Origin of the sequence: Bradyrhizobium sp. CCBAU 11357 (assembly GCF_028128865.1) — a bacterium.
Classification (GTDB): Bacteria; Pseudomonadota; Alphaproteobacteria; order Rhizobiales; family Xanthobacteraceae; genus Bradyrhizobium.
On the sequence record NZ_LBJW01000098.1, the window covers coordinates 112252 to 137704 of the forward strand.

The following is a 25453-nucleotide window of genomic DNA, read 5'->3' on the forward strand; positions in this document are numbered from 1 at the left end:
CCGTCGGAGATAGATCGGGCGCAAGAGGCCGACGCCTCACCCCCCGATGGAAACGACCGAGGAGGTCTCTATGGTCGATATTCCATATGAAGGAATCCGCGGCATCCCGCCTGCCGAAGTACCTGAGGTCGAGCTCTATCATCCGCGGAGCTGGTGGACGCGATACGTCTTCTCGCAGGACGCCAAGGTCATCGCCATTCAGTATTCGCTGACGGCCACGGCCATCGGGCTGGTGGCCCTGGTGCTGTCGTGGCTGATGCGGCTGCAACTGGGATTCCCCGGCACCTTCTCCTTCATCGATGCCAATCAGTACCTGCAATTCATCACCATGCACGGCATGATCATGGTGATTTACCTGCTCACCGCATTGTTCCTGGGCGGCTTCGGCAACTACCTGATCCCGCTGATGGTCGGCGCCCGGGACATGGTCTTCCCTTATGTGAACATGCTGAGCTACTGGGTCTACCTGCTCGCGGTCCTGGTGCTTGCCTCGACATTCTTCGTGCCCGGCGGCCCCACCGGCGCCGGTTGGACGCTGTACCCGCCGCAAGCAATCCTCTCCGGAACGCCCGGGCAGGATTGGGGCATCATTCTCATGATGGCGTCCCTGATCCTGTTCATCATCGGCTTCACCATGGGCGGGCTGAATTATGTGGTCACGGTGTTGCAGGCGCGCACGCGCGGCATGACTTTGATGCGCCTGCCCCTGACGGTGTGGGGCATTTTCACGGCGACCGTCATGGCGCTCTTGGCATTCCCCGCACTATTCGTTGCCTCGGTCATGCTGCTGCTCGACCGTCTCTTGGGAACCAGCTTCTTCATGCCCTCCCTCATCGAGATGGGCACGCTTTCGAAATATGGCGGCGGCAGCCCGCTGCTCTTCCAGCACCTGTTCTGGTTCTTCGGCCATCCCGAAGTCTATATCGTCGCCCTGCCCGCCTTCGGCATCGTCTCCGATCTGATCAGCACGCATGCGCGCAAGAACATCTTTGGTTATCGCATGATGGTCTGGGCGATCGTAGCCATCGGCGCGCTCAGCTTCATCGTATGGGCACACCACATGTATGTGAGCGGCATGTTCCCGCAATTCGGGTACTTCTTCGCCACAACGACGCTCATCATCGCAATCCCCACCGCGATCAAGGTCTACAACTGGGTGCTGACCCTGTGGCGCGGCGACATTCATCTCACGGTGCCGATGCTGTTCGCCCTCGGCTTCATCATCACCTTCGTGAACGGCGGGCTCACCGGCCTCTTCCTCGGCAACGTCGTCGTGGACGTGCCCCTCTCGGATACCATGTTCGTGGTCGCCCATTTCCACATGGTGATGGGCGTCGCGCCGATCATGGTCGTGCTCGGCGCGATCTATCATTGGTACCCAAAGGTCACGGGGCGGATGCTGAACGAGGCCATGGGCAAGTTTCACTTCTGGGTCACCTTCCTCGGCGCCTACCTGATCTTCTTCCCCATGCACTATCTTGGACTGCTCGGGGTCCCGCGCCGGTATTTCGAGCTCGGAGATACGACGTTCATCCCGTCCTCGGCCCATTCACTCAACGCCTTCATCTCGGTGGTGGCCTTGACCGTCGGCTTCAGCCAGATGGTGTTCCTGTTCAACCTCGTCTGGAGCTTGTTCAAAGGTGAGGCCTCAGGCGGCAACCCGTGGCGGGCGACGACGCTGGAGTGGCAGACGCCGGAGACGCCCCCGGGGCACGGCAACTGGGGCAAGGAGCTCCCGGTCGTGTACCGCTGGGCCTATGACTACAGTGTGCCCGGCGCCGCGGAGGATTTCATTCCGCAGAACCAGCCGCCGCGCGCGACGCAGCTCGCTCAAGGAGCTGCTTCGTGAGCGCCGTCATCCTGTTCCTGGCTGTGCTTGCGGTGATCGCCGGATGGTGGCTGTCGCAGCAGCGACTGACGGCCAAGCCCTGGCTGGAGGAAGGCGCGGCCGGCGACTTCCCCGGCGGCGATGCCATGACCTGGCCGGCAGCGAAGGTCGGACTTGGCGTGTTTCTCGCTGTCGCGAGCGCATTGTTCGTCCTCTTCATCAGCGCCTACTCGATGCGCATGAGCGTGGTGGACTGGCGGCCGCTGCCGATACCGCGGCTGCTGTGGGTCAACACGGGCGTCCTTGTCCTGAGCAGTGTCGCACTGCAATGGTCGTACGCGGCCGCGCGGCGCCACGATACTGAGACCGTCATGATCGGTCTGCTCGCCGGCGGAGCATCTGCCGTGATCTTCCTCGCCGGGCAGCTCCTGGCCTGGCAACGGCTTGGGGCTGCGGGATATTTCGTGGCGTCCAACCCGGCGAATTCCTTCTTCTACCTGTTGACCGCAGTGCATGGCCTGCATCTGACGGGCGGTCTGGTGGCCTTGGGCCGAACCTCAGCCAAGGTGTGGCGCGGCGCCGAGATCGCCGACATGCGCTTGAGCGTCGAGCTGTGCGCCATCTACTGGCACTTCCTGCTGTTGGTCTGGCTTGTCCTGCTCGGTCTTCTCACCGGCTGGACCGACGATTTCGTCAACATCTGCCGCCAATTGCTGAGCTAGGGAGGCGAGACCAGATGGCTGAGACCGTGCTGACAAATCCGGGGCAATCGCCTGCGCGGCTTGAAGGCTGGCGCGGCATCGCCGCCGACTGGGCGTCCGATCAGCGCGCCTTCAAGAACGTGTCCTGGGGCAAGGCCATGATGTGGATCTTCCTCCTCAGCGACACCTTCATCTTCAGTTGCTTCCTGCTCTCCTACATGACGGCGCGGATGTCGACGACCGTACCCTGGCCCAATCCCAGCGAGGTCTTCGCTCTCAACATCGCCGGACAGCACATTCCGCTGATCCTGATCGCCATCATGACGTTTGTCCTGATCAGCAGCAGCGGCACGATGGCGATGGCCGTCAATTTCGGCTACCGCCGCGACCGCGTGAGAACCGCAATCCTGATGCTGATCACCGCAGCCTTCGGCGCAACCTTCGTCGGGATGCAGGCCTTCGAATGGACCAAGCTGATCATGGAGGGCGTCCGACCCTGGGGCAATCCATGGGGTGCGCCGCAGTTTGGTGCGAGCTTCTTCATGATCACCGGCTTCCACGGCACCCATGTGACGATCGGTGTGATCTTCCTGATCGCCATTGCGCGAAAGGTCTTTCGCGGCGACTTCGACGTCGAGAGGCGCGGCTTCTTCACGAGCCGCAAGGGGTATTACGAGATCGTCGAGATCACGGGCCTGTACTGGCACTTCGTCGATCTCGTGTGGGTGTTCATCTTCGCATTCTTCTATCTTTGGTGAGGTCGGCGCATGACAAACGCGGCGGTACACATGGAAGGACAGCTCCACGCTCCGGCGCATGGCGCAACGGGAGCCGTTCACGCCAAGGGGCAACAGCACCCGATCAAGCTCTACCTCGTGGTCTGGGGCTGGTTGTTCGTCCTCAGCACGTGCTCCTACCTCGTCGACTACTTTGGCCTGCACGGCTATCTGCGGTGGTCGCTGATCCTGCTGTTCATGATGTTGAAGGCCGGCCTGATCGTCGCGGTCTTCATGCACATGGCCTGGGAGCGGCTGGCCTTGACCTATGCCATCCTGCTGCCGCCGGTCGCGGTATTGGTATTTGTGGCGATCATGGTGCTCGAATCCGAATACACGCACTTCCTGAGGGTGCTGTTCTTCGCAACCCCGTCATAGCACCCGCCGGCGCTCAAGCTGGAGTCAGCCCTCGAACGCGTCGATTGACGCCGTGCTGCCACGTGACACCAGCGCCTCATCCGCGGCGGGCAACGGCTCGCCTTTGTCACGAAAGCGGTTGGTGATGGGATAGCGGCGGTCGCGGCCGAAATTCCGTCGCGTCACCTTCACGCCGGGCGCGGCCTGGCGGCGCTTGTATTCGGCGACGTTGAGCAGATGGTCGATGCGGGTGACGATCTCGCGGTCGAAGCCGGCGGCGATGATCTGATCCAGCGGCTCTTCGTGCTCGACCAGGCGCTCCAGGATGGCATCGAGCACGTCATAGGGCGGCAGCGAGTCCTGATCGGTCTGATTCTCGCGCAACTCCGCCGTCGGCGGGCGCGTGATGATGTCGGGCGGGATCACTTCGCCCGCGGGGCCGAGCGCGCCATCGGGCTTCCAGCTGTTACGCAAGCTCGCCAGCCGAAACACCTGCGTCTTGTAGATATCCTTGATCGGGTTGAAGCCGCCGTTCATGTCGCCATAGAGCGTGGCGTAGCCGACCGACATCTCCGACTTGTTGCCGGTCGTCACCACCATCAGCCCGGTCTTGTTGGAGATCGCCATCAGGAGCGTGCCGCGGGTGCGGGCCTGGAGATTCTCTTCGGTGATGTCGGGCGGCAGGTTCTTGAAGATGCCGGACAAGATCGTCTCGAACCCGGTCACGGCCTCCGCGATCGGCAGCACCTCGTAGCGGACGCCGAGATGGCCGGCGAGCTCGCCGGCATCCGCGATGGAGTGTGCGGCCGTGTAGCGGTAAGGCAGCATCACGCCATGCACCTGGTCGGCGCCGAGCGCGTCGACCGCCATGGCTGCACACAGGGCGGAATCGATGCCGCCGGAAATGCCGAGCAGCACGCCGGGAAAGCCGTTCTTGGCGACGTAATCGCGCAGGCCCAGCACGCAGGCCGCGTAGTCGGCCTTGTCGCCCTCGGGCAGTTCGGCGATCGGCCCGGTGCAGCGCCAGTCGTCGCCGTTTCTGCTGAAGCGCAGCGTGACGATGCTGTCTTCGAAGGCCGGCAGCTGGGCTGCGAGCGAGAGATCGCCATTGAGCGCGAAGGAAGCGCCGTCGAACACCAGCTCGTCCTGGCCGCCGACCTGGTTGAGATAGACCAGCGGCAGCCCGCTCTCGGTCACGCGCGCCACCGCGACCGACAGGCGCACATCGTTCTTGTCGCGGGCATAAGGCGAGCCGTTCGGCACCAGGATGATCTCGGCGCCGGTCTCGGCCAGCGTCTCGACCACGTTCTCGTAGTCCTCTGACTCCTCCAGCCAGATGTCCTCGCAGATCGGCACGCCGATGCGCACGCCGCGCACGGTGACGGGGCCGGCGGCAGGGCCGCGCGAAAACAGCCGCTTCTCGTCGAACACGCCGTAATTCGGCAGGTTGCACTTGAAGCGCAGGCTCGCGATGCGTCCGCCATCGAGCAGCGCACAGGCGTTGTACAGCCTGCCCTCCTCGACCCAGGGCGTGCCGACCAGCATTGCGGGCCCGCCATCGGCGGTCTCGCGCGCGAGGCTTTCGATCGCGGCGCGGCAGGCGGCCTGGAAGGCGGGCTTCTGCACCAGGTCTTCCGGCGGATAGCCGGCGATGAACAATTCCGGAAACAGCACGAGATCGGCGCCGTCGGACTTCGCCTTCGCCTGTGCCGCGCGCGCCTTGGCCGCATTGCCCTCCACGTCGCCCATGGTCGGATTGAGCTGGGCGAGCGTGACTGCGAATGTGTCGAGACGTTCGGTCATGGCCGCCCCATCCGATCCCGAGTTACAGGAACCCCAATCGCTCGATGACGGCAATGATCCAGAACGCACCGGTCATCAAGAGCGCAACGCCGACCGCGGCCGAGCCCATGTCCTTGACGCGGCCGATCTGCTTGTCGTGATCCATGGTCAGCCGGTCGGCGAGCTTCTCGATCGCGGTATTGAGCAGCTCGACCGTCAGCACGAACGCGACAGAGCACACCAATTCGACCGCGCGCATCGCGGTCGCGCCGATGAACCATGCAAGCGGCACCGACAGCAGCAGCGCAAAGATCTCCTCGCGGACGGCCTGCTCCGACTGGAACGCAAAGGCCAGACCGTTGCGGGAATTGATCGTGGCCTTCCAGATCCGCAGCAAGGTCTTACAGCCCCGCTGCGGCCGGAATCGGCTGGGTCTTGCCGGCGCGCTCCTGCTTGAGCAGCTCCGCCACCAGGAAAGCCATATCGATGGATTGCTCGGCGTTGAGGCGGGGATCGCAGACCGTGTGGTAACGGTCGTTGAGATCCTCGTCCGTGATCGCGCGGGCGCCGCCGAGACATTCGGTCACGTCCTGGCCGGTCATCTCCAGATGGACGCCGCCGGCATGGGTGCCCTCGGCGGCATGGATCGCGAAGAACGACTTCACTTCGGACAGGATGCGGTCGAACGGCCGCGTCTTGTAGCCGGACGTCGAGCTGATGGTGTTGCCGTGCATGGGATCGCACGACCAGACCACCACCCGGCCCTCGCGCTTCACGGCGCGGATCATGTTCGGCAGATGCTCGCCGATCTTGTCGGAGCCGAAGCGGCCGATCAGCGTCAGCCGGCCCGGCTCGTTGTCGGGATTGAGCACGTCGATCAGCTTCAACAGCTCGTCGGACTTGAGCGAGGGGCCGCACTTCAGCCCGATCGGGTTCTTGATGCCGCGGAAATATTCGACATGGCCGTGATCGAGCTGGCGGGTGCGGTCGCCGATCCAGATCATGTGGCCCGAGGTGGCGTACCAGTCGCCGGTGGTGGAATCGACGCGGGTCATGGCCTGCTCGTAGCCGAGCAGCAGCGCCTCGTGGCTGGTGTAGAAATCGGTGGCCCGCAGCTCCGGATGGCTCTCGAGATCGAGGCCGCAGGCACGCATGAAGTTGAGCGCGTCCGAAATGCGGTCGGCCAGCTCCTTGTAGCGGCGGGACTGCGGTGAATCCTTGAGGAAACCGAGCATCCATTGATGCACGCTGCCGAGATTGGCGAAGCCGCCGGTGGCGAAGGCGCGCAGCAGGTTCAGCGTCGCCGCCGACTGGCGATAGGCCATCAGCTGGCGCTGCGGATCGGGAATGCGCGCTTCCTTGGTGAAGGCGATGTCGTTGACGATGTCGCCGCGATAGCTCGGCAGCTCGACGCCATTCACCTTCTCGGTCGGCGACGACCGCGGCTTTGCGAACTGGCCGGCGATGCGGCCGACCTTCACCACCGGGACGGCGCCGGCATAGGTCAGCACCACCGCCATCTGCAGCAGCACGCGGAAGAAGTCGCGGATGTTGTTGGCGCCATGCTCGGCGAAGCTCTCGGCGCAGTCGCCGCCCTGGAGCAGGAAGGCCTCCCCGGCCGCGACGCGGCCCAAGGCCTTTTTCAGATTGCGCGCCTCGCCTGCGAACACCAGCGGCGGAAAGGTCGCAAGCTGCGCCTCGACGTCGGCCAAAGCCCTGGCGTCGGGATAATCGGGCACCTGTAGCACCGGCTTGCTGCGCCAGGACTCGGGCGTCCACCGCTCGGACATCGCAATCTCTCCGTGAAGCAAAAACCACAACCTGATCTAGGGGTTGCGAGGGCCGCCTTATACACAGGCCGGCCACGCCCCGCCAGTTGTAAATCCATTTCGCAGCGCAAACCCTTGCGGCCAAAGCCGAATTCGCATTTGCTTGGGCAGGCCAAGAATCCGACGGGACACCGACCGCCATGGACGCGGCACTGTACGACGTTTTCATCGACGAGATCAGCTTCCCGGCAACCGACGGCTATGCCCTGGCCGGCACCCTGTTCCTGCCGCGCGGCGCCAAGCGCCATGCCGTCCTGATCAATTCGGCGACCGCCGTGCCGCGAAAGATCTATCGAGGCTTTGCCTCCTACCTCGCCCATCGCGGCTGCGCGGTGCTGACCTACGATTATCGCGGTATCGGCGATTCCCGCCTGCCGGCGATGGTCGGCTACAACCGGCCGAAATCGCTGGTCGGCTTCAAGGCCTCGATGTCCGACTGGGCCGCGCTCGACGTCACCGCCGCGGTCAGCTGGATGCGCGAGCGCTATCATGCCCTGCCGCTCGCCTACATCGGCCATTCCTTCGGCGGCCAGGCGCTCGGGCTGATCGCGAACAACACCGAGATCTCGCGCGCCGCCTTGGTGGCCTCGCAGGCCGCGACATGGCGGTTGATGATCTCGCCGGAAAAATACCGCGTCTACGCCTTCATGAATTTTGTCGGCGTGCCGCTGGCCCATGCACTCGGTTACGCACCGGGCTGGGCCGGTGTCGGCGAGGACCTGCCCAAGGGCGTCTTCCTGCAATGGACCGAATGGGTCTCGAGCCCCCGCTATCTCTTCGATTCAAAGCTGCCGGCGCTGGCGAATTTCGCGAATTTCAAGGGCGAGCTGCGGGCGCTGTGCTTCTCCGACGATCCCTGGGCGACGCGCCCCGCGGTCGAGCTGCTCACGGGCGGCTTCACTGCGATCAAGCCGGAGGTGCTGACGGTCAGACCGTCCGACGTCGGCGCCAAGGGAATAGGCCATTTCGGCTTCTTCCGCCCCGAGCACCGCGACACGCTCTGGCGCGGCGTCGCGGAATGGATTCAGGGGGAATGAGGCTGCGTCAGCGGATGATCGTCGTCAGCGACGAGTAGCGCCGGTTCGGCTTGGCCTCGCTAGGTGCGAACTGCGCGAAGGCGTCGCTGACGCGGACCGCCGGTGGCGTGTCGCTCGCGAACCGAAACTCCTTCGGCCGCGGTGCGTAGAAGCTGGCGCGGTAATAAGCGTCGTCGAAGCGCGCCTCGCCGACGCCGAACAATGCGTCACAGACCAGCAGGAGCGCGTAGACTCCCGCGACCGCTGCGACGATCTCCCTGAGAATTGTCATCCGATAGCCCTGCCCTTTTGCGGGCAGGATGCAGATCGGTTCCAAAGGCCTGGTTTAAGGCGCCACGCTTCTTGTCCGCAGCGTTTGCCGGCGCTGAACCGATTGCAGACAATTTTATCGATCTCGAAAGAAGAACCCGCCCGAGCGGATGATCAGGCGGGCTCCAGGATTGGCCGCTCGGGAGGTCTTTGTGCGGCCAGATCAGCCGTGCTCGGCCTCCTTGCGATGGCCGCTCTCGCTGAGGCGGTCGACCCAGGCGATGCCGATCGCCGAGATGATGAAGGTCATGTGGATCAGCACCTGCCACATCACCCCGGTCTCGGTGAAATTGCTCCGCGTCGTGCCGAGGTTGCCGGCCTCGATGAAGGTCCTGAGCAGCGAGATCGAGGAGATGCCGATGATCGCCATCGCGAGCTTGATCTTGAGCACGCTGGCATTGACGTGACCGAGCCATTCCGGCTCGTCGGGATGGCCGCTCAGGTTCAGCCGGGAAACGAAAGTCTCGTATCCGCCCACGATCACCATGATCAGGAGGTTCGAGATCATGACCACGTCGATCAACCCGAGCACGACCAGCATGATCTGCTGCTCGCTGGCGTCGAACGAGTGCAGGACGAGGTGCCAGAGCTCCTTGAGGAACAACAGGACATAGACGGCCTGAGCCACGATGAGGCCGACATAGAGCGGCAATTGCAGCCAGCGCGAGCCGAAGATCAGCTTCGGAAGCAGGCCGACCGGCGGCAGCGGCGCCGAAGGTGCTTTGGGTTCAGACGTCATTGATCACTCCGGATGGCAGACAGGCATGCGTCTCAGAGACTCGCGATAACGGGCGCGAGCTCGAGGGAGCCCCGATAGATCATCTCGAAGGCGACGTAAATGATGATGGCAAGGCCGACATAGCCGACCCAGCGATGCTTCTGGAGCACGCGGCCGAGCAGATCGGCGGCGACGCCCATCATCGCGACCGACAGCAACAGGCCGAACACCAGAATGTAGGGATGCTCGCGCGCGGCACCTGCGACTGCGAGCACGTTGTCGAGCGACATCGAGACGTCGGCAGCGACGATCTGCACCGCCGCCTGGCCGAAGGTCTTTCGCTGCACGGGCGCAGCATCCGGGCCGCCGCCATGGCTGAACGCGAGTTGCCGCGAATGCGCGGATTGCTCGCGCAGCTCGCGCCACATCTTCCAGCATACCCAGAGCAGCAGCACGCCGCCGGCGAGCAGCAGGCCGATGACCTGCAGGAGTTGGGTTGCGACGCCGGCGAAGACGATGCGCAGCGCAGTGGCGGCGGCAATACCGACAATGATGGCCCGGCGGCGCTGCCCGGCCGGCAGGCCCGCCGCGGCGAGACCGATGACGACAGCGTTGTCGCCGGCGAGCACGAGGTCGATCAGGATGACTTGGAACAGCGCGGTCAGCGCTTCGGGGGTGATTAATTCTGTCATGTTTGATCATTCTTCGATGCCGACGGATCGAGCCAATGCGGCTTGCGGCGCTCGATCCAGTCGAAGACCCTTGAACGGGAGGAGCGCAGCGCAGGCACATCCTCGGCGAGCAGTGCGAGGCCGAGCGGCAGCATCCAGACGCCGAGTACCGGCAGGAAGGCGAGCACACCGCCGACGACCAGCAGCGCGCCCGAGGGAATCCTGACCCAGCGGCTCGACGGCTTGAGCAGATATGTCACCGTGTCGGCCATGCGCGGCGGCAGGCGGTCGACGAGCTTGGCCAGGCGCGGGTCCCCACCGGCGATCTGGCCGGTGGTGCCCTCGGTTTGCCTGGCGCGCTCGTTCGAAACCGTGCTCATGCTTACTCCTTGGCGGCGGCCTGCAGCTTGGGGCCCGCTGCACTTTCCAAGACAGGCTTGGCGCGCGGCAGCACCAGCGTCAGCAAGCGCAGCAATTTGATCGCCTGGACTTCGTGCGGATGCACGTCCTCGTCTGCGGCGGCAACGCGCTCCGACAGCTCCACCAGATGCGACGAGAGCGGCAGGTTCGAAACCGGCCGCAGCGTGTCGATCACGACATTGGCAAAATCCGGCTCATCGAGCCGCTCGGCCAGCTCGTCGAACATCGCACAGAGCCGTTCGTCGGCGATGTGCGGCGCCAGCTTGCGATCCCTGATGAAACGGATCACCTCGTCTCGTTCGACCGGCGAGACGCGCCGGTCGGCAACCGCAACCAGGGCGCCCACGATCACCAACGCGGCCGCGGCCTGCTCGTTCAGGCTGGACGGCTCCGTGATCTCGATCGGATTTGAGGTTTTGGTGTCAGACATCGTAGCTCCCTTAGCTTGCGAAATGGCCGCACGGAGCTGCGATGGAGACGAATGGTCGGAGAGAAGGAACAGGGGCCCGACAATCGGCCGATCCATCGCATTCGCGCGGGACAGGTCATCCGACATCGCGAGGTTTGCCGACGTCTGTCGGCGTCCTCGCCAGAGGGGCCCGGATTCTTGTTCGCCTCAGAGATAAAGGTGGACCTGTCGGAATCAAGGCGATCCCGCTGCGACCAGCGGCCGCATCGGATTGGCGTTGCTGGCTTTTGGTTAAGCAGTCCCTTGCATCGGGAACCATGCAGCCGCACCGAGTGTTGGTGCACCTCGCGACACGTCAATCGACTGGCAGGAACCCGCATGTGCCGCTGGATCGCATACCGGGGCGAAACCACCTCGTTCGAGCCTTATGTCACCGAACCCGAGCATTCGCTGATTGCGCAGAGCATCCGCTCGCTTCAGTCCACGGCGGGCTCGAATGGCGACGGCTTTGGTCTCGGCTGGTATGGCGAGCACCCTGAGCCGGGCCTTTATCGCGAGACGCGCCCGGCGTGGTCGGATGAAAACCTGCGCTATCTCTGCCGGCATCTGCGCTCTCATCTGTTTTCGCCCATGTGCGTGCCGCCACCGGCACGGCCGTGACGCGGCAGAATTGTCATCCTTTTGCCTGCGGACACTGGATGTTCATGCACAACGGATTCGTCGGCAGCTGGAATCGGCTGCGACGCAAGGTCGAGGCGCTGATTCCCGATGCCCATTACCCGTCCCGGCTGGGCACGACCGACTCGGAAGCCGTGTTCCTGGCGATGATGGGGGCCGGTCTCGAGCATGATCCACTCGGCGCGACGCAATCCGTGCTGCAATCCCTCGTCGGCTTGGTCAACGAAGGTAGGCTTCGCGAACGGCTGCGCTTTACAAGCGCGATCGCCAACGGCCGCGACCTCTACGCATTTCGCGTCTCGGTCAACGATGCCGCGAATACGCTCTACTTCCGCGAGGACGGCGGGCAGGTCATCGTCGTCTCCGAGCCGTTCGACAAGGAAACGAACTGGGCTGAAGTCCCGCCGAATCATGCCCTGATCGCGCGAGCGTCCGAAGCCGTCAAAATTGTTCCGTTCGATCCTGCAATTTCCAGTACATCGGGTGCGGAACCGGCCACAGTCAGGCGGATTATCGCCCGCAGGTAAGTGACCGCGCCGGTGGCCAATGACATTTGCTTCAGACGTTTCAAAGCTGCTGCGCCTCGCCCCCTCCGAGGACAGGCAGCACGTCGTCATCCGTTCGGCCAGCGGCGGCGGCAATCCGGCGGAATATTCCTTCGGCATCGAGGAGGAATACTTCCTCGCCGATCGCCGCAGCTTCGAGGTCGCGATCCACACGCCCAACGAGCTGTTCGAATCGGCAAACTGGTCGACCGGCGGCCAGGCCATGCGCGAGATGCTGCAATCGCAGCTCGAGGTCGCAACCAACGTCCATATCGACGTGAACGACGCGCGCGAGGAGCTGCGCTTTCTGCGACGCGAGGTCGCGAACGTCGCTGCGCAATACGGCTTCGTGATCATGGCCTCCGGCACGCACCCGAGCGCGGTCTGGCGCATGTCCCAGCCCAGTCCGAAACCGCGCTACGAGGAGATGATCGAGGATCTGCGCAGCATCGGTCACCGCAACATGATGTGCGGCATGCATGTGCACGTGCAGTTGCCGGATCCCGAAAAGCGCATGGCGGTGATGCGCTCGATGCTGCCGCACCTGCCGTTGTTCATCGCGCTGTCGGCGTCCTCGCCGTTCTGGAATTCGCACAAGACCGGATTGAAGGGCTACCGCCTCGCGGCCTATTCCGAGCTGCCGCGCACCGGCCTGCCCGAATTGTTCGAAGGCAAGCAGGATTTCGACGCCTATGTCGGCGCGTTGCAGCGCTCCGGCGTGATCCCGGACGAAAGCCACATCTGGTGGGCGATGCGTCCTTCCATGAAGCATCCGACCCTGGAGCTTCGTGCGCCCGACACCTGCACCTTCGTCGACGACGCGATTGCCATCGCCTCGCTCTACCGCTGCCTGACGCGGCATCTCTATCTGCGCCCTCAGCTGTCCCGGGAGGTCACCGCGGTCGAACGCGCGATCGCGGTCGAGAACAAATGGCGCGCCCAGCGCTACGGCACCGACTGCATCTTCGCCTCCAAGGACGGACCGGTGACGATCTCGGAGCTGCTCACTCGCCTGATCGACGATATTGCGGAGGATGCAGCCGCACTGAACTGCTCCGCCGAGATCGAGCATTGCCGAACCATCGTGGAGCGCGGCAGCTCGGCGGAATTCCAGCTTCGCGCCTATCGCGAAAGCGGCGACGACATCGCAGCCGTGTCACAATGGATCGCTACCTCAACGCTGTCCGGAACGAGCGCGCCTGTTCAACGCAGCGCTTCTGCGTCGTCATAGCGCCCGCGCAAGCTTCGGCGACGAAGCTGCCATTCCTGAATTCGCCGATCGTGGAGAAGCACATGAATCGCATCATATCCTGCACCGGCTGCGGCCATGCGCTTGTCCCGATGCTGACGGCCAAAGGCCGCGCCGAGCCGAGCTGCCTCTGGTGCGAAGGCTTCGACGCGCGCGCGTTGGACATGGCGAAATGGGCTGACAGCCCATCTGGCAAGCCCGCGCCGACGCTCCGTCGATCATTCGAGTGAACCGCACCAGACGCTGAGCCGCCGGCGTTTGCCCGTCGCGGCTGCATGCACTTTTGCGGGACATGCCGATAAATTAGACAAGGCAAGCCGCCCCACCCGCCTTGCGGGCACGCGCGGACGGGTAAGCCTCGTTAGCGGCACCTATCGTCTAACCTCAGGTGCAATCTCGATTATTTGGGCACCGTATGCGGCCGACGGGTCCACGCGCCGCATTGCGCTCCGACTGGCCTGAAATTCGCAAGACAGCATCAAGCCAAGTCCCTGCCCCGCCACGACGGAGCGGCAAGTTACGTGCGCTCGGCTCCGGGATGAATGGCCTCAGATCGGAGAATGCCATGAACGTGCATGCTGCCGGAGATATCAGATTCACCGGTCTCACTCATCCGAACGGCGCCCGGCTGCGCCTCAACGATCAGGACTTCGTGGCGATCGATCGCGATAAGAATGCAAAATTCGAGGCGACCTACCGGCCGCAGGCCCTCTACAACCGCGCCAACGAAGGCTTCCACGCCAACAACGAAACCTTCCTCCTGCACGAAGTCGCGACCAATCTGCCGATCTATCGGCCCGACACCGGCCCCACCGATTTCCATCTGCATCTGCCGCCGGGCGGCTTTCAGCTCGTGCTGGTCACCTCGGGCGCGTTCACCTTCGACTATGACGGCCGCTGGTACAATGTCGGCCCGGGCGCGGTGATGCTGCAAAGCGCGATCGTGCATCGCCAGCTGTTCTACACCTGGTCGGGCCTGTCGACCGAAGAGAATTTGAAGACGCCGCAGACGGTGGTGCCCGATCCGATCTCGATGGGCTATTCCGGCAAATTCCTCGAAGCCTTCATCACCGATCCCACCACCTTTCCGAATCCGACCATTGTCGGTCCGGATCAGATCAACGAAGACGAAACGCCGCGCGTGGCCTGGAGCCATCCGCTGCATGACCGCCCGGCCGATGCCGGCTTCTGGCTTCAGGATCCCCTGGCGCTCGACGCGCTGTTCAAGCCGCTCACCGATGGTTCTGTCGGATCGGCGATGCCGGTCTACGTGCGCGATATCGGCATCGAGAGTCCGAGCGGGCATCTCGTCACCGGCCACATCATCGCGACCGACCCGCGTGGCCACGCACTCTTGCCGAAGAGCACGTCGGCCGCGGCGGACGCGACCTGTTTTGCGAAGGGCGAGGTCGTGATCTATCGCGTCATTCGCGGCACGGCCGAGTTCAAGAAAAAGTCCGGGGAGAGCTTTGAACTCTCCGCCGGCGACGTGGTGACGGCGGGCAAGGATTCCATCAGCCTCATCGGCGTCGGCGAAAACACCCAGGTCCTCCGCCTCGGCCTGCTCAAGGGCATGAACGAGCTGCGCAGCTGGACGGCGACGCAGCGCGACGAGATCGACGGCCTTGCCGGTCAGATCATCACGCAAAAGGACGTGCGTCCCCTGCGCACCGAGGGCAAGCCGGTCGGGTATTTGTACGGCTAGACGGTTCGCAGCTAGGCTGCCCGAGGTCTTTTGACGCAGGAATCGTACTTGAGACCAACTGCAGGCCGTTTGACAAAAATACTCGATGCCCGGGTCGTTATGTAACGCCTCTGTAGGTGCTCCAGCTCGCAAGTCGCTTCGCTGTGTCGGCGATCTCCTCTGGAGCCGTGATTCCGAGCTTCGCCAACAATCGCGCTCGCTGTTCTGCGATTTGCTTGCGGCTGCCTCCAAGCCGGAGAGCGATCTCCGCGTCTGTTTTCCCGGCGGCCAGGCGCCTGAGAAAGCGTTTCTCGTGAGGACTGAGCAAAATGTCGGTCATTTTCCTCTTGTCATGTTTCGTGACTCTTCCGCCGCGACGGCGGTAAAAAGTTCGAATGACTCGCGAGGCCGCTTAGGCTGTTTGCGATGTTTTTGAGGAGGTTCGCCATTCTCGGTGACACTCCATTTTCCTCGGCCATTCTTCGATGGTCGCTCGCGAGGGTCCGGCACTCCTCGGCGATGCGCATGGGTCACTCTCCCGAGCCAATGTAAGCCCATTTGGCAGGCCGAGATCGCTCTCGAAAGCATAGGGGTCGCGTCCAAAAGGGGCGGCCCGGTTCGGCTTTGATGCGCTAACTGGCAAATCAAAAGCTTAGGGCGAGGAGAGAAACGGCCGCGATTATGAATATGCTGGCTGACACGGCGAGCATTAGGTAAACGCGGTCTCGCATGGTTTACATTCCCACCGGCCCGACAATCTTATATCGAACCTTAGCGGGCAACAGTTCAAAAGTGAACGTTCGGCCTCACGGGGTAGAGGTGGCTTGCGCTCGCTGAGCCTCGATCCGCTCGCATTCGCGCACAGGTTCCGGATACCATCTGCTGATGCCCTGGCGCCGCATGCGCAAGGTTGCCTCTGCCATCCCTAACTAGGCGGCACTCATCGAACGTGACCACGTGGCCGCGCTCAGCTGCATCAACGAACACTGACGCGGTTCTTTTCCAAATGCTTTCGCGCCTCCCGCTGTTGCGCAGGCGGGTCGATGGCCGAAACTTACTTCGGAAGGCATTCGACGTTGTATGCAATGATGATCTGCGTCGGATCGGCTTTCCCCAGGCTCTTCAAGTCTTCCAAACCGCTTCTAAGCTTGGCTCCTGCCTCGCTCAGGCTGCCTTCAAGTGTGGTCTTGGCCTTCCGGCACCGCTCTTCACTCGTGAACTCCTGAAACACGACTGTTGGGAGGAGCCTCCATTCCGCCTTGTCACTGGTGGCGGCCGGGCTGACTGAGTAGGAGAAGACGTACATCAGGACCCACATCCCCTTGCTCCGTACATGATGAGCACTGCTAGCTGGCCCCTCGACTGACCCGCTCAGGTCCTGCGGCTAGTTGATGTAGATCAATTCCCCGCGGTTCTGATTGTCAAAATGGAGCTCAGGGAACAGTCGACCGTTTGGGGCGATAGGCATGAAACGCTGGATGGGGATTCTCATCACCATACTCATGTTGGTTGGATCATGCGCAAGCGAGGCGGCCGTGCGGATCGCATACGATCCCGGTGGACGGATCGGAAAATATATCTATCGGTATGAGCGGCTGCGCGCTTCAGGCCAGGACGTAATTATCGATGGTTTCTGCGCATCTGCCTGCACGATCGTCTTGGCGAGCTTGCCCTCGAACAGGATTTGCGTCACTTCACGTGCAGAACTAGCGTTTCACGCCGCTTGGGACATTGGGCATCGCGGGCGGCCCGTGACAAACCCCGGCGCGACGCGGATGATCTATTCGATGTATCCGGGGCCGGTGCGTCGCTGGATCGCCCAACGTGGTGGGTTAACGCGGCGAACGATATTTCTTAGTGGAGGCCCGCTGCAGGCCATGTATCGCTCGTGCCCAGTCTGAGCCAGCAAGAGAGAGAGAGAGAGAGAGAGAGAGAGAGAAGCGTCTTACTGGCCCAGGGGCACGACTAACGGGCAAATCGCGACCGAGATCGGCGGCAGAAAAGATCAAATCGGACTGCAGCGCCAACGGCTGATTGAAAGATTGCAAATTCGTTCGCAAGAGCAGCTTGATGGCGCCGCGAAGAAGTTTGCACCTTCCCCAGCGGTCGCCGAGAGAGCGAGCAGCGCCGCCGCCCCCGCTCCCTCGCTTGGCTCAATACTGATAAGGATATTGACCCGGGCAGACGTAGCTGCCGTAGGCATCGTAGTAGCAACCGCTATTGTAGTTGTTGTAGTACCCGTAGGCTCCCGCCGCCGCAGCGGCGCCTACAGCGGCAGCACCGTAGCCCCAACCCGGTCGATAGTAGCCGCCACCGTATCCGGGGTAACCCGCGATCGGTCGTCCCGGCCGGCCGGCGATTGGACGACCTGGATAGCCCGGTCGACCTGGACGTCCTGCTATTGGATGCGAAGGCCGTGGACCTCCGGCCACACGATAGCCCCGACCACCGTGGATGCGTCCTGCATGAACGGCGCCGCCTCGAACGTGGGCTGCCCTCATGCCGCCGCCATGAAAGCCCCCAGCGCGCATGCCGCCGCCGTGAAATCCTCCCCCACCGCGAAAGCCGCCACCTCCACCGCGGCGTGCAAATGCATCATCAGGAACAAGGCTGGCAGCGACGAGGATCGCGGCCGCAAAGCCGATCAGACCGTATCGAATCATAGCATCCTCCGGGTCGTGAGGTGCCGACGACTGCTGTCTTCAGAATTGAATTGCTTACGCCAGCGGCACCGGAGGCAATCAGTTCTCTTCCCGCACCTTCCGCCTTTGATTTAAGTCAATTGAGCAAGGCCGCGCAATCAGCGTGCATGTTCCCGTCAGGAACTTCCGCGCTCGCATTGCTCAGGAAGGTGGACGAAGGTGCCGGGACCGCGTCATCGCGGAGCATGGGCATGCTTCTCCTCGCGGAGCGACGCAAGAGCCGCTCGCCCTACTCCGCCGCCTGCCGCACATGGCGTGCGGTCGGGGTGCGCATGGTGACGAGCTCTTCGGCGGCGGTCGGATGCAGCGCGATGGTCGCGTCGAAATCGGCTTTGGTCGCCTTCATCTTCACCGCGATCGCGACGGCTTGCGTGATCTCGGCGGCGGCATCGCCGACGATGTGACAGCCGAGCACGCGCTCGGTCGCGCCGTCGACCACGAGCTTCATCAGCACGCGGGTGTCGCGGCCCGACATCGTCGCCTTGATGGGCCGGAACGTCGTCTTGTAGATGTCGACGTGGCTGAATTGCGCGCGCGCCTCGGTTTCCGTCAGGCCGACCGTGCCGACCTCCGGCTGCGAGAACACCGCCGTCGGAATGTTGGCATGATCGACCTGCACCTCGCGCTTGCCGAACACGGTGTCGGCGAAGGCATGGCCCTCGCGGATCGCGACCGGCGTCAGGTTGAAGCGGTGGGTGACGTCGCCGATGGCATAGATGCTGTCGACCGAGCTCTTGGAGAAGTGGTCGACCGCGATGCCGCCGTTCGCCGGATTGATGGCGACGCCGGCATTCTCCAGGCCGAGATTGGCGAGGTTCGGATGGCGGCCGATCGCAAACATCACCTGATCGGAGGCGAGGCTCGAGCCGTTCGACAGGTGCGTGGTGAAGTCCTCGCCGTGACGGTCGACCTTGGTCACGGTGCAGCCGGTGAGGATGGTGATGCCGTGCTTCTCCATCTCGGCGCGGACATGGGTCCGGACATCCTCGTCGAAGCCGCGCAGAATGTTGTCGCCGCGATAGATCACCGTGACGTCGGAGCCGAAGCCGGCGAAGATGCCGGCGAATTCCAGCGCGATATAGCCGCCGCCCTGGATCACGATCCGCTTCGGCAGCTTCTTCAGATGAAACGCCTCGTTGGAGGAAATCACGTGCTCGATGCCGGGGATCGCGGCGCCATGATTGGGCGCGCCGCCGGTCGCGATCAGGATGTACTTCGCCGTGACCTTCTTGTCGTTTTCGAGCAGGCGGACGGTGTGCCTGTCCTCGATCACCGCGCGGCTCTTGACGATCTGCGCGCCTGATTTCTCGACATTGGCGGTGTAGGCCGCCTCCAGTCGCGCGATCTCCTTGTCCTTGTTGGCGATCAGCGTCGGCCAGTCGAAGCTCGCGGGCGGAACGGTCCAGCCGAAGCCGGCGGCGTCCTCGAGCTCCTGACGGACATGCGAGCCGATCACGAACAGCTTCTTCGGCACGCAGCCGCGGATCACGCAGGTGCCGCCCATGCGGTACTCTTCCGCGATCGTGACGCGGGCGCCGTAGCCGGCCGCGATGCGGGCGGCACGGACGCCGCCCGAGCCGCCACCGATGACGAAGAGGTCGACGTCGAATTCAGCCATTGTCCACTCCGACCCCTTTCAAGAAGCGCCCTTCAGATAGGTGCGCTCAGATCTCCTTGCCACGCTTGCGCATCTCGGCACGGAAGGCACCCATCACGGTTTCCGAGAAGCTCTGGGCCCAGCTGTTCATGAACGCCATGCTCTGCCCGATCGCGCGCGGCTCGGCATCGATCAGCTTCTTGCCCAACGGCGACTTGTAGAAAGTGACGAGGTCCTTCAGCTCCTGCTCGGTGAACTCGCTGGCATAGATCTGCGCCATGCCTTCGCCGATCTCGTTCTGGCGGCCGTTGAGCTGCTGGGCCACGATCGGGGCCACCTCGTTGAGGTCCTTCTGGTAATTCAGGTTCTGCTGGATCAGCGCACCCTTGGTCTTCTCGACCATGCCCGGCACGGCGCCCGCATACATTCCGGCGGCGTTCTTGATCTGCAAGATCTCCTTGGCCGCCGCAATCGCCGCGGGCGAGGCCTTTGGCTGGGCCGGCGCCGCGGGAGCCTTCTGGCCTGCCTGCTGCGCCACGGCCGGGGCGGCCGAAACGGCCAATCCCGAAGCGAGAGCCGCAGCCGGCAAGAATTTCAACACGTTCTTCATTCCTGGTCTCCTTTCGGCTTGCGCCGTTCAATCACGCGGATTCCGTCGCCGCCCGCCAGGACGGCCGAGCTGGCCAAGCCGATGAACAGCCCGTGCTCGACCACGCCGGGAATGGCGCTCAACGCCTTGGCGAGACCGGGGGGATCCGTAATACGTCCGAGCTGGGCATCGACGATCCAGTGGCCGCCATCGGTGACGAAAACGTGGCCGTCCTTGGCCTTGCGGACCGCCATTTGCCCGGAAACGCCGCATTCGGCAAATGCCTTTTCGATCGCGCGGCGCGTCGCACCGAGCCCGAACGGGATGACTTCGACCGGCAGCGGAAACTTGCCGAGCGTCGGCACCCATTTGCTGTCGTCGGCAATCACGATCATGCGATCCGAGGCCGCCGCCACGATCTTCTCGCGCAAGAGCGCACCGCCGCCGCCCTTGATCAGATTGAGCTCGGCATCGATCTCGTCGGCGCCGTCGATCGTGAGGTCGAGATGGTCGATCTCATCCAGCGTCGTCAGCTTCACGCCGCAGCGTTCCGCATCCGCGCGGGTCGCCTCGGAGGTCGGCACGCCGATCACCTTGAGCCCGGCGGCGACGCGCTCGCCGAGCAGCTCGACGAAATGCTTGGCGGTCGAGCCGGTGCCGAGCCCGAGCTGCATGCCGTCGCGCACCTCCTCCAGCGCACGCGCCGCAGCCTGCCGCTTCAACTGGTCCATGTTCACGTGTGCGCCTGCCTTGTGAAGTCTCGAAGGTGCGGCCGATTCCGGCCGCTTTCGGCGGCCTATGTAGCCTCGTTTTTTCCCGGAGAACAGGGTCTGGGAACAGGCCTATAAGGTGAACTTATGGGCCCGCCCCTTGCGCGGATATGACCGGGCCGGTAGCGCTTGGGAATCATGACCTCCTTCAAGACGACTTCCCCGCACACCATCGTCTTCGATCTCGACGGCACGCTGGTGGATACGGCGCCCGACCTGATCACCGCCCTGAACTACGTGCTAGACCGCGAAGGCCTGCCGCCGGTGCCGATGGCCTCGGCCCGCAACATGATCGGCGCCGGCGCCCGCAAGCTGATCGAGCGAGGGCTGGAAGCGGAGGGCCGCACCGTCACGGCCGCGGACATGGACCGGATGACCGCTGATTTCATCGCTTACTACGCCGACCATATCGCGGTGGAATCCCGCCCCTTCGAGGGGCTCGAGGCCGCGCTCGACCAGTTTTCGGCAGAAGGCCACCGCCTCGCGGTCTGCACCAACAAGCTGGAATGGCTGTCGAAGCGCCTGCTCGATCAGCTCGACCTCAGCCGCCGCTTCGCGGCGATCTGCGGCGCAGATACGTTTGGCGTCCAGAAGCCCGATCCGACCATTTTTCGCGAGACCGTGGCCCGCGCCGGCGGCGAGGTGAAGGCCAGCATCATGGTCGGCGATGCCGGAACCGATGTCGGCGTCGCCCGGCGCGCCGGCGTGCCCGTGATCGGGGTCAGCTTCGGCTACACCGACGTGCCGATCGCCGAGCTGAAGCCGGACCGGCTGATCCATCACATGCGCGACCTGCCCGCGGCCGCAATCAGCCTGATGAGCGCTTAACCCACCGCAAGCCGCTGATTTATTTGATATATTCACAGGATCACCGTCGCTTTCGCGCTTCCCAAGTACCAGCCGACCAGCTTGCCGGTGAACGTGATCAAGAATCCCGGCGATTTCACCACGCCTGCCTCGATCACCACCGATCCGAACCCGGTGCTTGCGGAACTCCAGCCGGCCGTGCCGCCGAAGCCGGTCCGCAAGCCGCACCGGCCCAAGAATCCGAAGCCGAAACCGAAGCCGGCCGCGCCCGCCGCGGCGCCGGCCAATACTGCCCCCGCACCGAGCTCGCCCTTCCCCGATCCGAATGCAGGCAAGCGCTGAGTTACTTCTACCACCCGATTGTCCTAGCCGCGTCCGATGCTTAGATTGCTTCGACCGCACCTTTGAAGCAAAGGTGCGCCCGTCGCCGTTAGGGACAAGGCATTTGCTATGAACGGACTTCCCGCGAGCCCCCGCGCCGCGCTGTCGAGCGCGATGACCGATCCGTTCGGGCGGACCATCACCTACTTGCGCGTCTCCGTCACCGACCGCTGCGACCTGCGCTGCTTTTACTGCATGTCGGAAGACATGACGTTCCTGCCCAAGGCCGATCTCCTGACGCTCGAGGAACTCGATCGGCTTTGCACGGCCTTCATCGCCAAGGGCGTGAAGAAGCTGCGCCTCACCGGCGGCGAGCCCTTGGTCCGCCGCAACGTCATGACGCTGGTCCGCTCGCTGTCGCGGCATCTGTCGAGCGGCGCGTTGAACGAACTGACGCTGACCACCAACGGCACCCAGCTTGCGAAGCACGCGCAGGAACTCGCCGATTGCGGCGTCCGCCGCATCAACGTCTCGCTCGACACGCTCGATCCCCGGAAGTTTCGCGAAATCACCCGCTGGGGCGAGATCGACAAGGTGCTGGAAGGCATCGAGGCCGCGCGCGCCGCAGGGCTTGCCGTCAAGATCAACGCCGTCGCGCTGAAGAACCTCAACGAGGACGAACTGCCCGAACTGATGCGCTGGGCCCACGGCAAGGGCATGGGCCTGACGCTGATCGAGGTGATGCCCATGGGCGAGATCGGCTCGGGCCGGATCGACCAATACCTGCCGCTGTCGCTGGTACGCGCCCGCCTCGCCCAGCAATTCACGCTGACGGATCTGGCCGAGAGCACCGGCGGACCGGCGCGCTATGTCAGCGTCGCCGAGACCGGCGGCAAGCTCGGCTTCATCACGCCGATGACCCATAATTTCTGCGAAGCCTGCAACCGGGTGCGCATCACCTGCACGGGCACGCTGCACACCTGCCTCGGCCACGAGGATGCCTCGGACTTGCGCAAACCTCTGCGTGCATCCGGCGACGACCTATTGCTTGCGGATGCGATCGACCGCGCCATCGGGCTGAAGCCCAAGGGTCATGATTTCATCATCGACCGCCGCCACGACCGCCCCAGCGTCTCCAGGCACATGAGCGTGACGGGCGGCTGAAAGCGCGCCCCGCGCCTCGCCAACCTAAGCTTTTGACGGCGCGTCAATTTGTCCATTTTCCGATTGACGGCACGCCAAGCCGCTGGTTTGGTGCGACCGCCTTTGCTTGCCCGGCAACATAAGCCGGCCCGCCCGTCGGCGGTCGCGGTCAAGACGGCAAGGCGCGAGGGGAGGACTGACGCTGCAATCGCTTCGGAATATGATCCGTGCGGTCGTGTGCTTTTTCTGCATGCGAGCCGAGCGATGGATGTTGAAGCCTTCCGTGAAGTATTAGGCCGCGACGGAGAGAGAGTAAGATGCGTCCATTGCTGGCGCTGAGTAACGCCATCGACACCCTCAACGAAAAAATTGGGTACGTCTGTAACCTGCTCGTGCTCCTGGCATGCCTGGTCAGCGCGGCCAACGCCATGATCCGCTACGCCTTCAACGACTCCTCGAACGGCTGGCTGGAGCTGCAATGGTACATGTTCGCCATTCTCGTGATGTTCGGCTCGGCCTACACCTTCAAGCGCAATGAGCATGTGCGGGTCGAGATCTTCTATCTGACCCTGTCCGAGCGCGGCCAGCTCTGGCTCGACATGATTGGCACCCTGTTCTTTCTCATTCCCTCCTGTCTCCTGCTTGCCTATCTGTCCTGGCCGTTCTTCATGCAGGCCTATAGCGTCGGCGAGATGTCGGCCAATGCCGGCGGCCTCATCCGCTGGCCGATCAAGTTCGTGATCCCCGCCGGCTTCGTGATGCTGGCGATCCAGGGTGTTTCCGAGGTCATCAAGCGTATCGCGGCTCTCCAGGGCTATGTGACGATCGACGCCAAGTACGAGAGGCCGACCCAATGATTACGCTGGAAATGATGCCGCCGCTGATGTTCGGCGGCCTGGTTCTGGCGATGCTGATCGGCTTCCCCGTGGCATTCACGCTCGCTGCGGTCGGTCTCTCCTTCGGCTTCCTCGCCATCCATCTGGGCTTCTTCGACCTCAACTTCCTCCAGGCCATTCCCGGCCGCGTGTTCGGCAGCGTGCTCTCCAACGAGCTCCTGCTCGCGATCCCGTTCTTCACGTTCATGGGCGCCATATTGGAGAGATGCGGCCTCGCCGAGGATATGCTGGATTCGATGGGCCAGTTGTTCGGCCCGGTCCGCGGCGGCCTCGGCTATTCCGTGATCATCGTCGGCTTCATCCTCGGCGCCATCACCGGCACGGTGGCGGCGCAGGTGATCGCCATGGCGCTGATCTCGATGCCGGTGATGATCCGCTACGGCTATAACATGCGCTACATCACCGGCGTGTTGGCCGCCTCCGGCACCATCACGCAGCTGGTGCCGCCCTCGCTGGTGCTGATCGTGCTCGCCGACCAGCTCGGCAAGTCGGTCGGCGACATGTATCTCGGTGCCTGGGGCCCCTCGGTGTTCCAGATCGTTCTGTTCGCCGGCTACACCTTCGTCCTCGGCCTGATCAAGCCAAGCCATGTGCCGGCGGTGCCGCTGGAGGCGCGCACGCTGACCGGCTGGGCGCTGTGGAAAAAGTGCCTGATGGGCATCATCCCCTCGGCCGTGCTGATCTTCGTCGTGCTCGGCACCATGATGATGGGTCTGGCGACGCCGACGGAAGCCGGCGCGATGGGCGCCGTCGGCGCTATCGTGCTCGCCGCGATCCACCACAAGGACTTCTCCTCGACCGACAACAAGATCTTGATCCTCGGCGTGATCGCGGCCGGCATCGGCACCATCGTCGCGATCCTGTTCAGCGAGAATCTGATCTTCAAGATCGCCTTCGCGCTGACCTATCTGGCGATCGTGTGGATCTGCATTCGGGCCGCGCGCATCCCCGACCTGCGCGACCTGATCACGCAGGGCTACCAGTCCACCATGCGCCTCACCTGCATGGTCACCTTCATCCTGATCGGGTCGACCTGCTTCTCGGTGGTATTTCTCGGCGTCTCCGGCGGCGTCTGGCTCGAGCATCTCCTGACCTCGCTGCCCGGCGGCGTCTGGGGCTTCCTGATCTTCATCAATCTCTTCATCTTCTTCCTGGCGTTCTTCCTCGACTTCTTCGAGATCGCCTTCATCATCCTGCCGATGATCGCGCCGATCGCGCAGAAGATCCTCGCGCCGGTGGTGGGACCGGACGCCGCCCTGATCTGGTTCGGCGTGATGATCTGCGTCAACATGCAGACCTCGTTCCTGCATCCGCCGTTCGGCTTCGCGCTTTTCTACCTGCGCGGGGTCGCGCCGAAGGAAGTGAAGAGCTCCGACATCTACTGGGGCGCCGTGCCCTGGATCGGCTTGCAGATGATCATGGTGCTGCTGGTGATCATCTTCCCGTCCGTGGTGACGGGCCTGCTCGACAAGCCGCTCAACGTCGATCTCGACAAGGTCAAGATCGAGGTGCCGCAGATCGAGCTGCCGCCGCTGGATCTCGGCCCGCCGCAGAAGTAGCGGGAACGAGGCTCGCCGTCATGCTCCGCTGAAGCGGCGCATGACACGCCTCGGCGCGTGACAAGCACCGGAATCG

General features: G+C 63.5%; 27 protein-coding genes and 2 pseudogenes. 15 read left to right on the plus strand and 14 right to left on the minus strand.

Going from position 1 to position 25453, the window contains the following annotated elements; all coding sequences use genetic code 11:
- Positions 1 to 70 precede the first annotated feature (70 nt).
- Genes XI05_RS16675 through XI05_RS16690 form a run of 4 tightly spaced genes read left to right on the plus strand, consistent with a single transcriptional unit; the run spans position 71 to position 3683 of the window.
- Complete coding sequence (locus XI05_RS16675) at positions 71 to 1849, plus strand: cbb3-type cytochrome c oxidase subunit I (protein WP_271503488.1); 1779 nt, start codon at positions 71 to 73, stop codon at positions 1847 to 1849.
- On the plus strand, positions 1846 to 2550 hold the full coding sequence (locus XI05_RS16680) for a cytochrome c oxidase subunit 3 (protein ID WP_271503491.1): 705 nt from the start codon (positions 1846 to 1848) through the stop codon (positions 2548 to 2550). The genes XI05_RS16675 and XI05_RS16680 overlap by 4 nt, the downstream gene beginning before the upstream one ends.
- A gap of 14 nt (positions 2551 to 2564) precedes the next feature.
- A complete protein-coding gene (locus XI05_RS16685; RefSeq protein WP_172788082.1) occupies positions 2565 to 3287 on the plus strand; it encodes a heme-copper oxidase subunit III family protein in 723 nt (240 codons plus the stop codon).
- 9 nt (positions 3288 to 3296) lie between these two features.
- Entirely contained in the window at positions 3297 to 3683 is a 387-nt protein-coding gene (locus tag XI05_RS16690) for a cytochrome C oxidase subunit IV family protein (protein WP_271503494.1), read from the plus strand.
- 24 nt (positions 3684 to 3707) lie between these two features.
- Here the strand turns inward: XI05_RS16690 and XI05_RS16695 are convergent, their stop codons facing one another.
- From XI05_RS16695 to XI05_RS16705, 3 genes are read right to left on the minus strand one after another with little or no spacing between them, the layout of a single operon-like run.
- A complete protein-coding gene (locus tag XI05_RS16695) occupies positions 3708 to 5465 on the minus strand; it encodes an NAD+ synthase (protein ID WP_271503497.1) in 1758 nt (585 codons plus the stop codon).
- Between the two features lie 22 nt (positions 5466 to 5487).
- Complete coding sequence (locus tag XI05_RS16700; protein ID WP_271503500.1) at positions 5488 to 5841, minus strand: diacylglycerol kinase; 354 nt, start codon at positions 5839 to 5841, stop codon at positions 5488 to 5490.
- A 4-nt stretch (positions 5842 to 5845) separates the two neighbouring features.
- A complete protein-coding gene (locus XI05_RS16705) occupies positions 5846 to 7234 on the minus strand; it encodes a class II 3-deoxy-7-phosphoheptulonate synthase (protein WP_271503503.1) in 1389 nt (462 codons plus the stop codon).
- A 179-nt stretch (positions 7235 to 7413) separates the two neighbouring features.
- Here XI05_RS16705 and XI05_RS16710 point away from each other — a divergent pair, with 179 nt between their 5' ends.
- The gene (locus XI05_RS16710; RefSeq protein ID WP_271503505.1) at positions 7414 to 8310 is read left to right on the plus strand and encodes an alpha/beta hydrolase family protein; all 897 of its coding nucleotides are present in this window, start codon (positions 7414 to 7416) and stop codon (positions 8308 to 8310) included.
- A 7-nt stretch (positions 8311 to 8317) separates the two neighbouring features.
- Here the strand turns inward: XI05_RS16710 and XI05_RS16715 are convergent, their stop codons facing one another.
- From XI05_RS16715 to XI05_RS16735, 5 genes are all read right to left on the minus strand, one after another.
- Positions 8318 to 8581 (minus strand): hypothetical protein, encoded by a 264-nt coding sequence (locus XI05_RS16715; protein ID WP_172788077.1) that lies wholly within the window; start codon positions 8579 to 8581, stop codon positions 8318 to 8320.
- Positions 8582 to 8782: 201 nt separating this feature from the next.
- Entirely contained in the window at positions 8783 to 9358 is a 576-nt protein-coding gene (locus XI05_RS16720; RefSeq protein WP_172788076.1) for a TIGR00645 family protein, read from the minus strand.
- Between the two features lie 32 nt (positions 9359 to 9390).
- Positions 9391 to 10029, minus strand: a complete 639-nt coding sequence (locus tag XI05_RS16725) for a TerC family protein (protein ID WP_260383252.1) — start codon at positions 10027 to 10029, stop codon at positions 9391 to 9393.
- Positions 10026 to 10388 (minus strand): hypothetical protein, encoded by a 363-nt coding sequence (locus XI05_RS16730; RefSeq protein WP_172788074.1) that lies wholly within the window; start codon positions 10386 to 10388, stop codon positions 10026 to 10028. The genes XI05_RS16725 and XI05_RS16730 overlap by 4 nt, the downstream gene beginning before the upstream one ends.
- Before the next feature lie 2 nt (positions 10389 to 10390).
- Positions 10391 to 10858, minus strand: coding sequence for a TerB family tellurite resistance protein (locus tag XI05_RS16735; protein ID WP_212257349.1), 468 nt, complete (start codon positions 10856 to 10858; stop codon positions 10391 to 10393).
- 357 nt (positions 10859 to 11215) lie between these two features.
- Here XI05_RS16735 and XI05_RS16740 point away from each other — a divergent pair.
- The 4 genes and pseudogenes from XI05_RS16740 to XI05_RS16755 all read left to right on the plus strand — a co-directional run bounded on the left by XI05_RS16740 (position 11216) and on the right by XI05_RS16755 (position 15014).
- Positions 11216 to 12042 (plus strand): annotated as a pseudogene (locus XI05_RS16740) (class II glutamine amidotransferase).
- Positions 12043 to 12061: 19 nt separating this feature from the next.
- Entirely contained in the window at positions 12062 to 13291 is a 1230-nt protein-coding gene (locus XI05_RS16745; RefSeq protein WP_271503507.1) for a carboxylate-amine ligase, read from the plus strand.
- 62 nt (positions 13292 to 13353) lie between these two features.
- Positions 13354 to 13539, plus strand: coding sequence for a hypothetical protein (locus XI05_RS16750; protein ID WP_271503512.1), 186 nt, complete (start codon positions 13354 to 13356; stop codon positions 13537 to 13539).
- Positions 13540 to 13874: 335 nt separating this feature from the next.
- On the plus strand, positions 13875 to 15014 hold the full coding sequence (locus XI05_RS16755; protein WP_271503514.1) for a hypothetical protein: 1140 nt from the start codon (positions 13875 to 13877) through the stop codon (positions 15012 to 15014).
- A gap of 97 nt (positions 15015 to 15111) precedes the next feature.
- Here XI05_RS16755 and XI05_RS39780 read toward each other — a convergent pair whose 3' ends face one another.
- The gene (locus tag XI05_RS39780; protein ID WP_442869276.1) at positions 15112 to 15333 is read right to left on the minus strand and encodes a LuxR C-terminal-related transcriptional regulator; all 222 of its coding nucleotides are present in this window, start codon (positions 15331 to 15333) and stop codon (positions 15112 to 15114) included.
- 714 nt (positions 15334 to 16047) lie between these two features.
- Positions 16048 to 16311: a hypothetical protein gene (locus XI05_RS16760; RefSeq protein WP_157282337.1), complete on the minus strand. Its 264-nt coding sequence runs from the start codon at positions 16309 to 16311 to the stop codon at positions 16048 to 16050.
- Positions 16312 to 16459: 148 nt separating this feature from the next.
- Here XI05_RS16760 and XI05_RS16765 point away from each other — a divergent pair, with 148 nt between their 5' ends.
- The gene (locus tag XI05_RS16765; protein ID WP_271503517.1) at positions 16460 to 16894 is read left to right on the plus strand and encodes a hypothetical protein; all 435 of its coding nucleotides are present in this window, start codon (positions 16460 to 16462) and stop codon (positions 16892 to 16894) included.
- 252 nt (positions 16895 to 17146) lie between these two features.
- Here the strand turns inward: XI05_RS16765 and XI05_RS16770 are convergent, their stop codons facing one another.
- The 4 genes from XI05_RS16770 to rpiA all read right to left on the minus strand — a co-directional run bounded on the left by XI05_RS16770 (position 17147) and on the right by rpiA (position 20618).
- On the minus strand, positions 17147 to 17656 hold the full coding sequence (locus XI05_RS16770) for a hypothetical protein (RefSeq protein WP_271503520.1): 510 nt from the start codon (positions 17654 to 17656) through the stop codon (positions 17147 to 17149).
- A 268-nt stretch (positions 17657 to 17924) separates the two neighbouring features.
- On the minus strand, positions 17925 to 19313 hold the full coding sequence (gene gor / locus XI05_RS16775) for a glutathione-disulfide reductase (protein ID WP_271503523.1): 1389 nt from the start codon (positions 19311 to 19313) through the stop codon (positions 17925 to 17927).
- Positions 19314 to 19359: 46 nt separating this feature from the next.
- The gene (locus XI05_RS16780; RefSeq protein ID WP_271503526.1) at positions 19360 to 19902 is read right to left on the minus strand and encodes a DUF2059 domain-containing protein; all 543 of its coding nucleotides are present in this window, start codon (positions 19900 to 19902) and stop codon (positions 19360 to 19362) included.
- On the minus strand, positions 19899 to 20618 hold the full coding sequence (gene rpiA / locus XI05_RS16785) for a ribose-5-phosphate isomerase RpiA (RefSeq protein ID WP_271503530.1): 720 nt from the start codon (positions 20616 to 20618) through the stop codon (positions 19899 to 19901). The genes XI05_RS16780 and rpiA overlap by 4 nt, the downstream gene beginning before the upstream one ends.
- A gap of 171 nt (positions 20619 to 20789) precedes the next feature.
- On the opposite strand from rpiA, the gene XI05_RS16790 reads away from it, so the two are divergent.
- The 5 genes and pseudogenes from XI05_RS16790 (at position 20790) to XI05_RS16810 (ending at position 25377) form a co-directional block, all read left to right on the plus strand.
- Positions 20790 to 21479: an HAD-IA family hydrolase gene (locus XI05_RS16790; protein WP_271503533.1), complete on the plus strand. Its 690-nt coding sequence runs from the start codon at positions 20790 to 20792 to the stop codon at positions 21477 to 21479.
- Positions 21480 to 21521: 42 nt separating this feature from the next.
- A pseudogene (locus XI05_RS16795) lies at positions 21522 to 21800 on the plus strand (hypothetical protein); the annotation flags it as partial.
- Between the two features lie 108 nt (positions 21801 to 21908).
- A complete protein-coding gene (moaA, locus tag XI05_RS16800; RefSeq protein ID WP_271503536.1) occupies positions 21909 to 22943 on the plus strand; it encodes a GTP 3',8-cyclase MoaA in 1035 nt (344 codons plus the stop codon).
- Between the two features lie 296 nt (positions 22944 to 23239).
- A complete protein-coding gene (locus tag XI05_RS16805) occupies positions 23240 to 23779 on the plus strand; it encodes a TRAP transporter small permease subunit (RefSeq protein ID WP_172788062.1) in 540 nt (179 codons plus the stop codon).
- Positions 23776 to 25377 (plus strand): TRAP transporter large permease, encoded by a 1602-nt coding sequence (locus XI05_RS16810; protein ID WP_271503538.1) that lies wholly within the window; start codon positions 23776 to 23778, stop codon positions 25375 to 25377. The genes XI05_RS16805 and XI05_RS16810 overlap by 4 nt, the downstream gene beginning before the upstream one ends.
- Positions 25378 to 25453 lie beyond the last annotated feature (76 nt).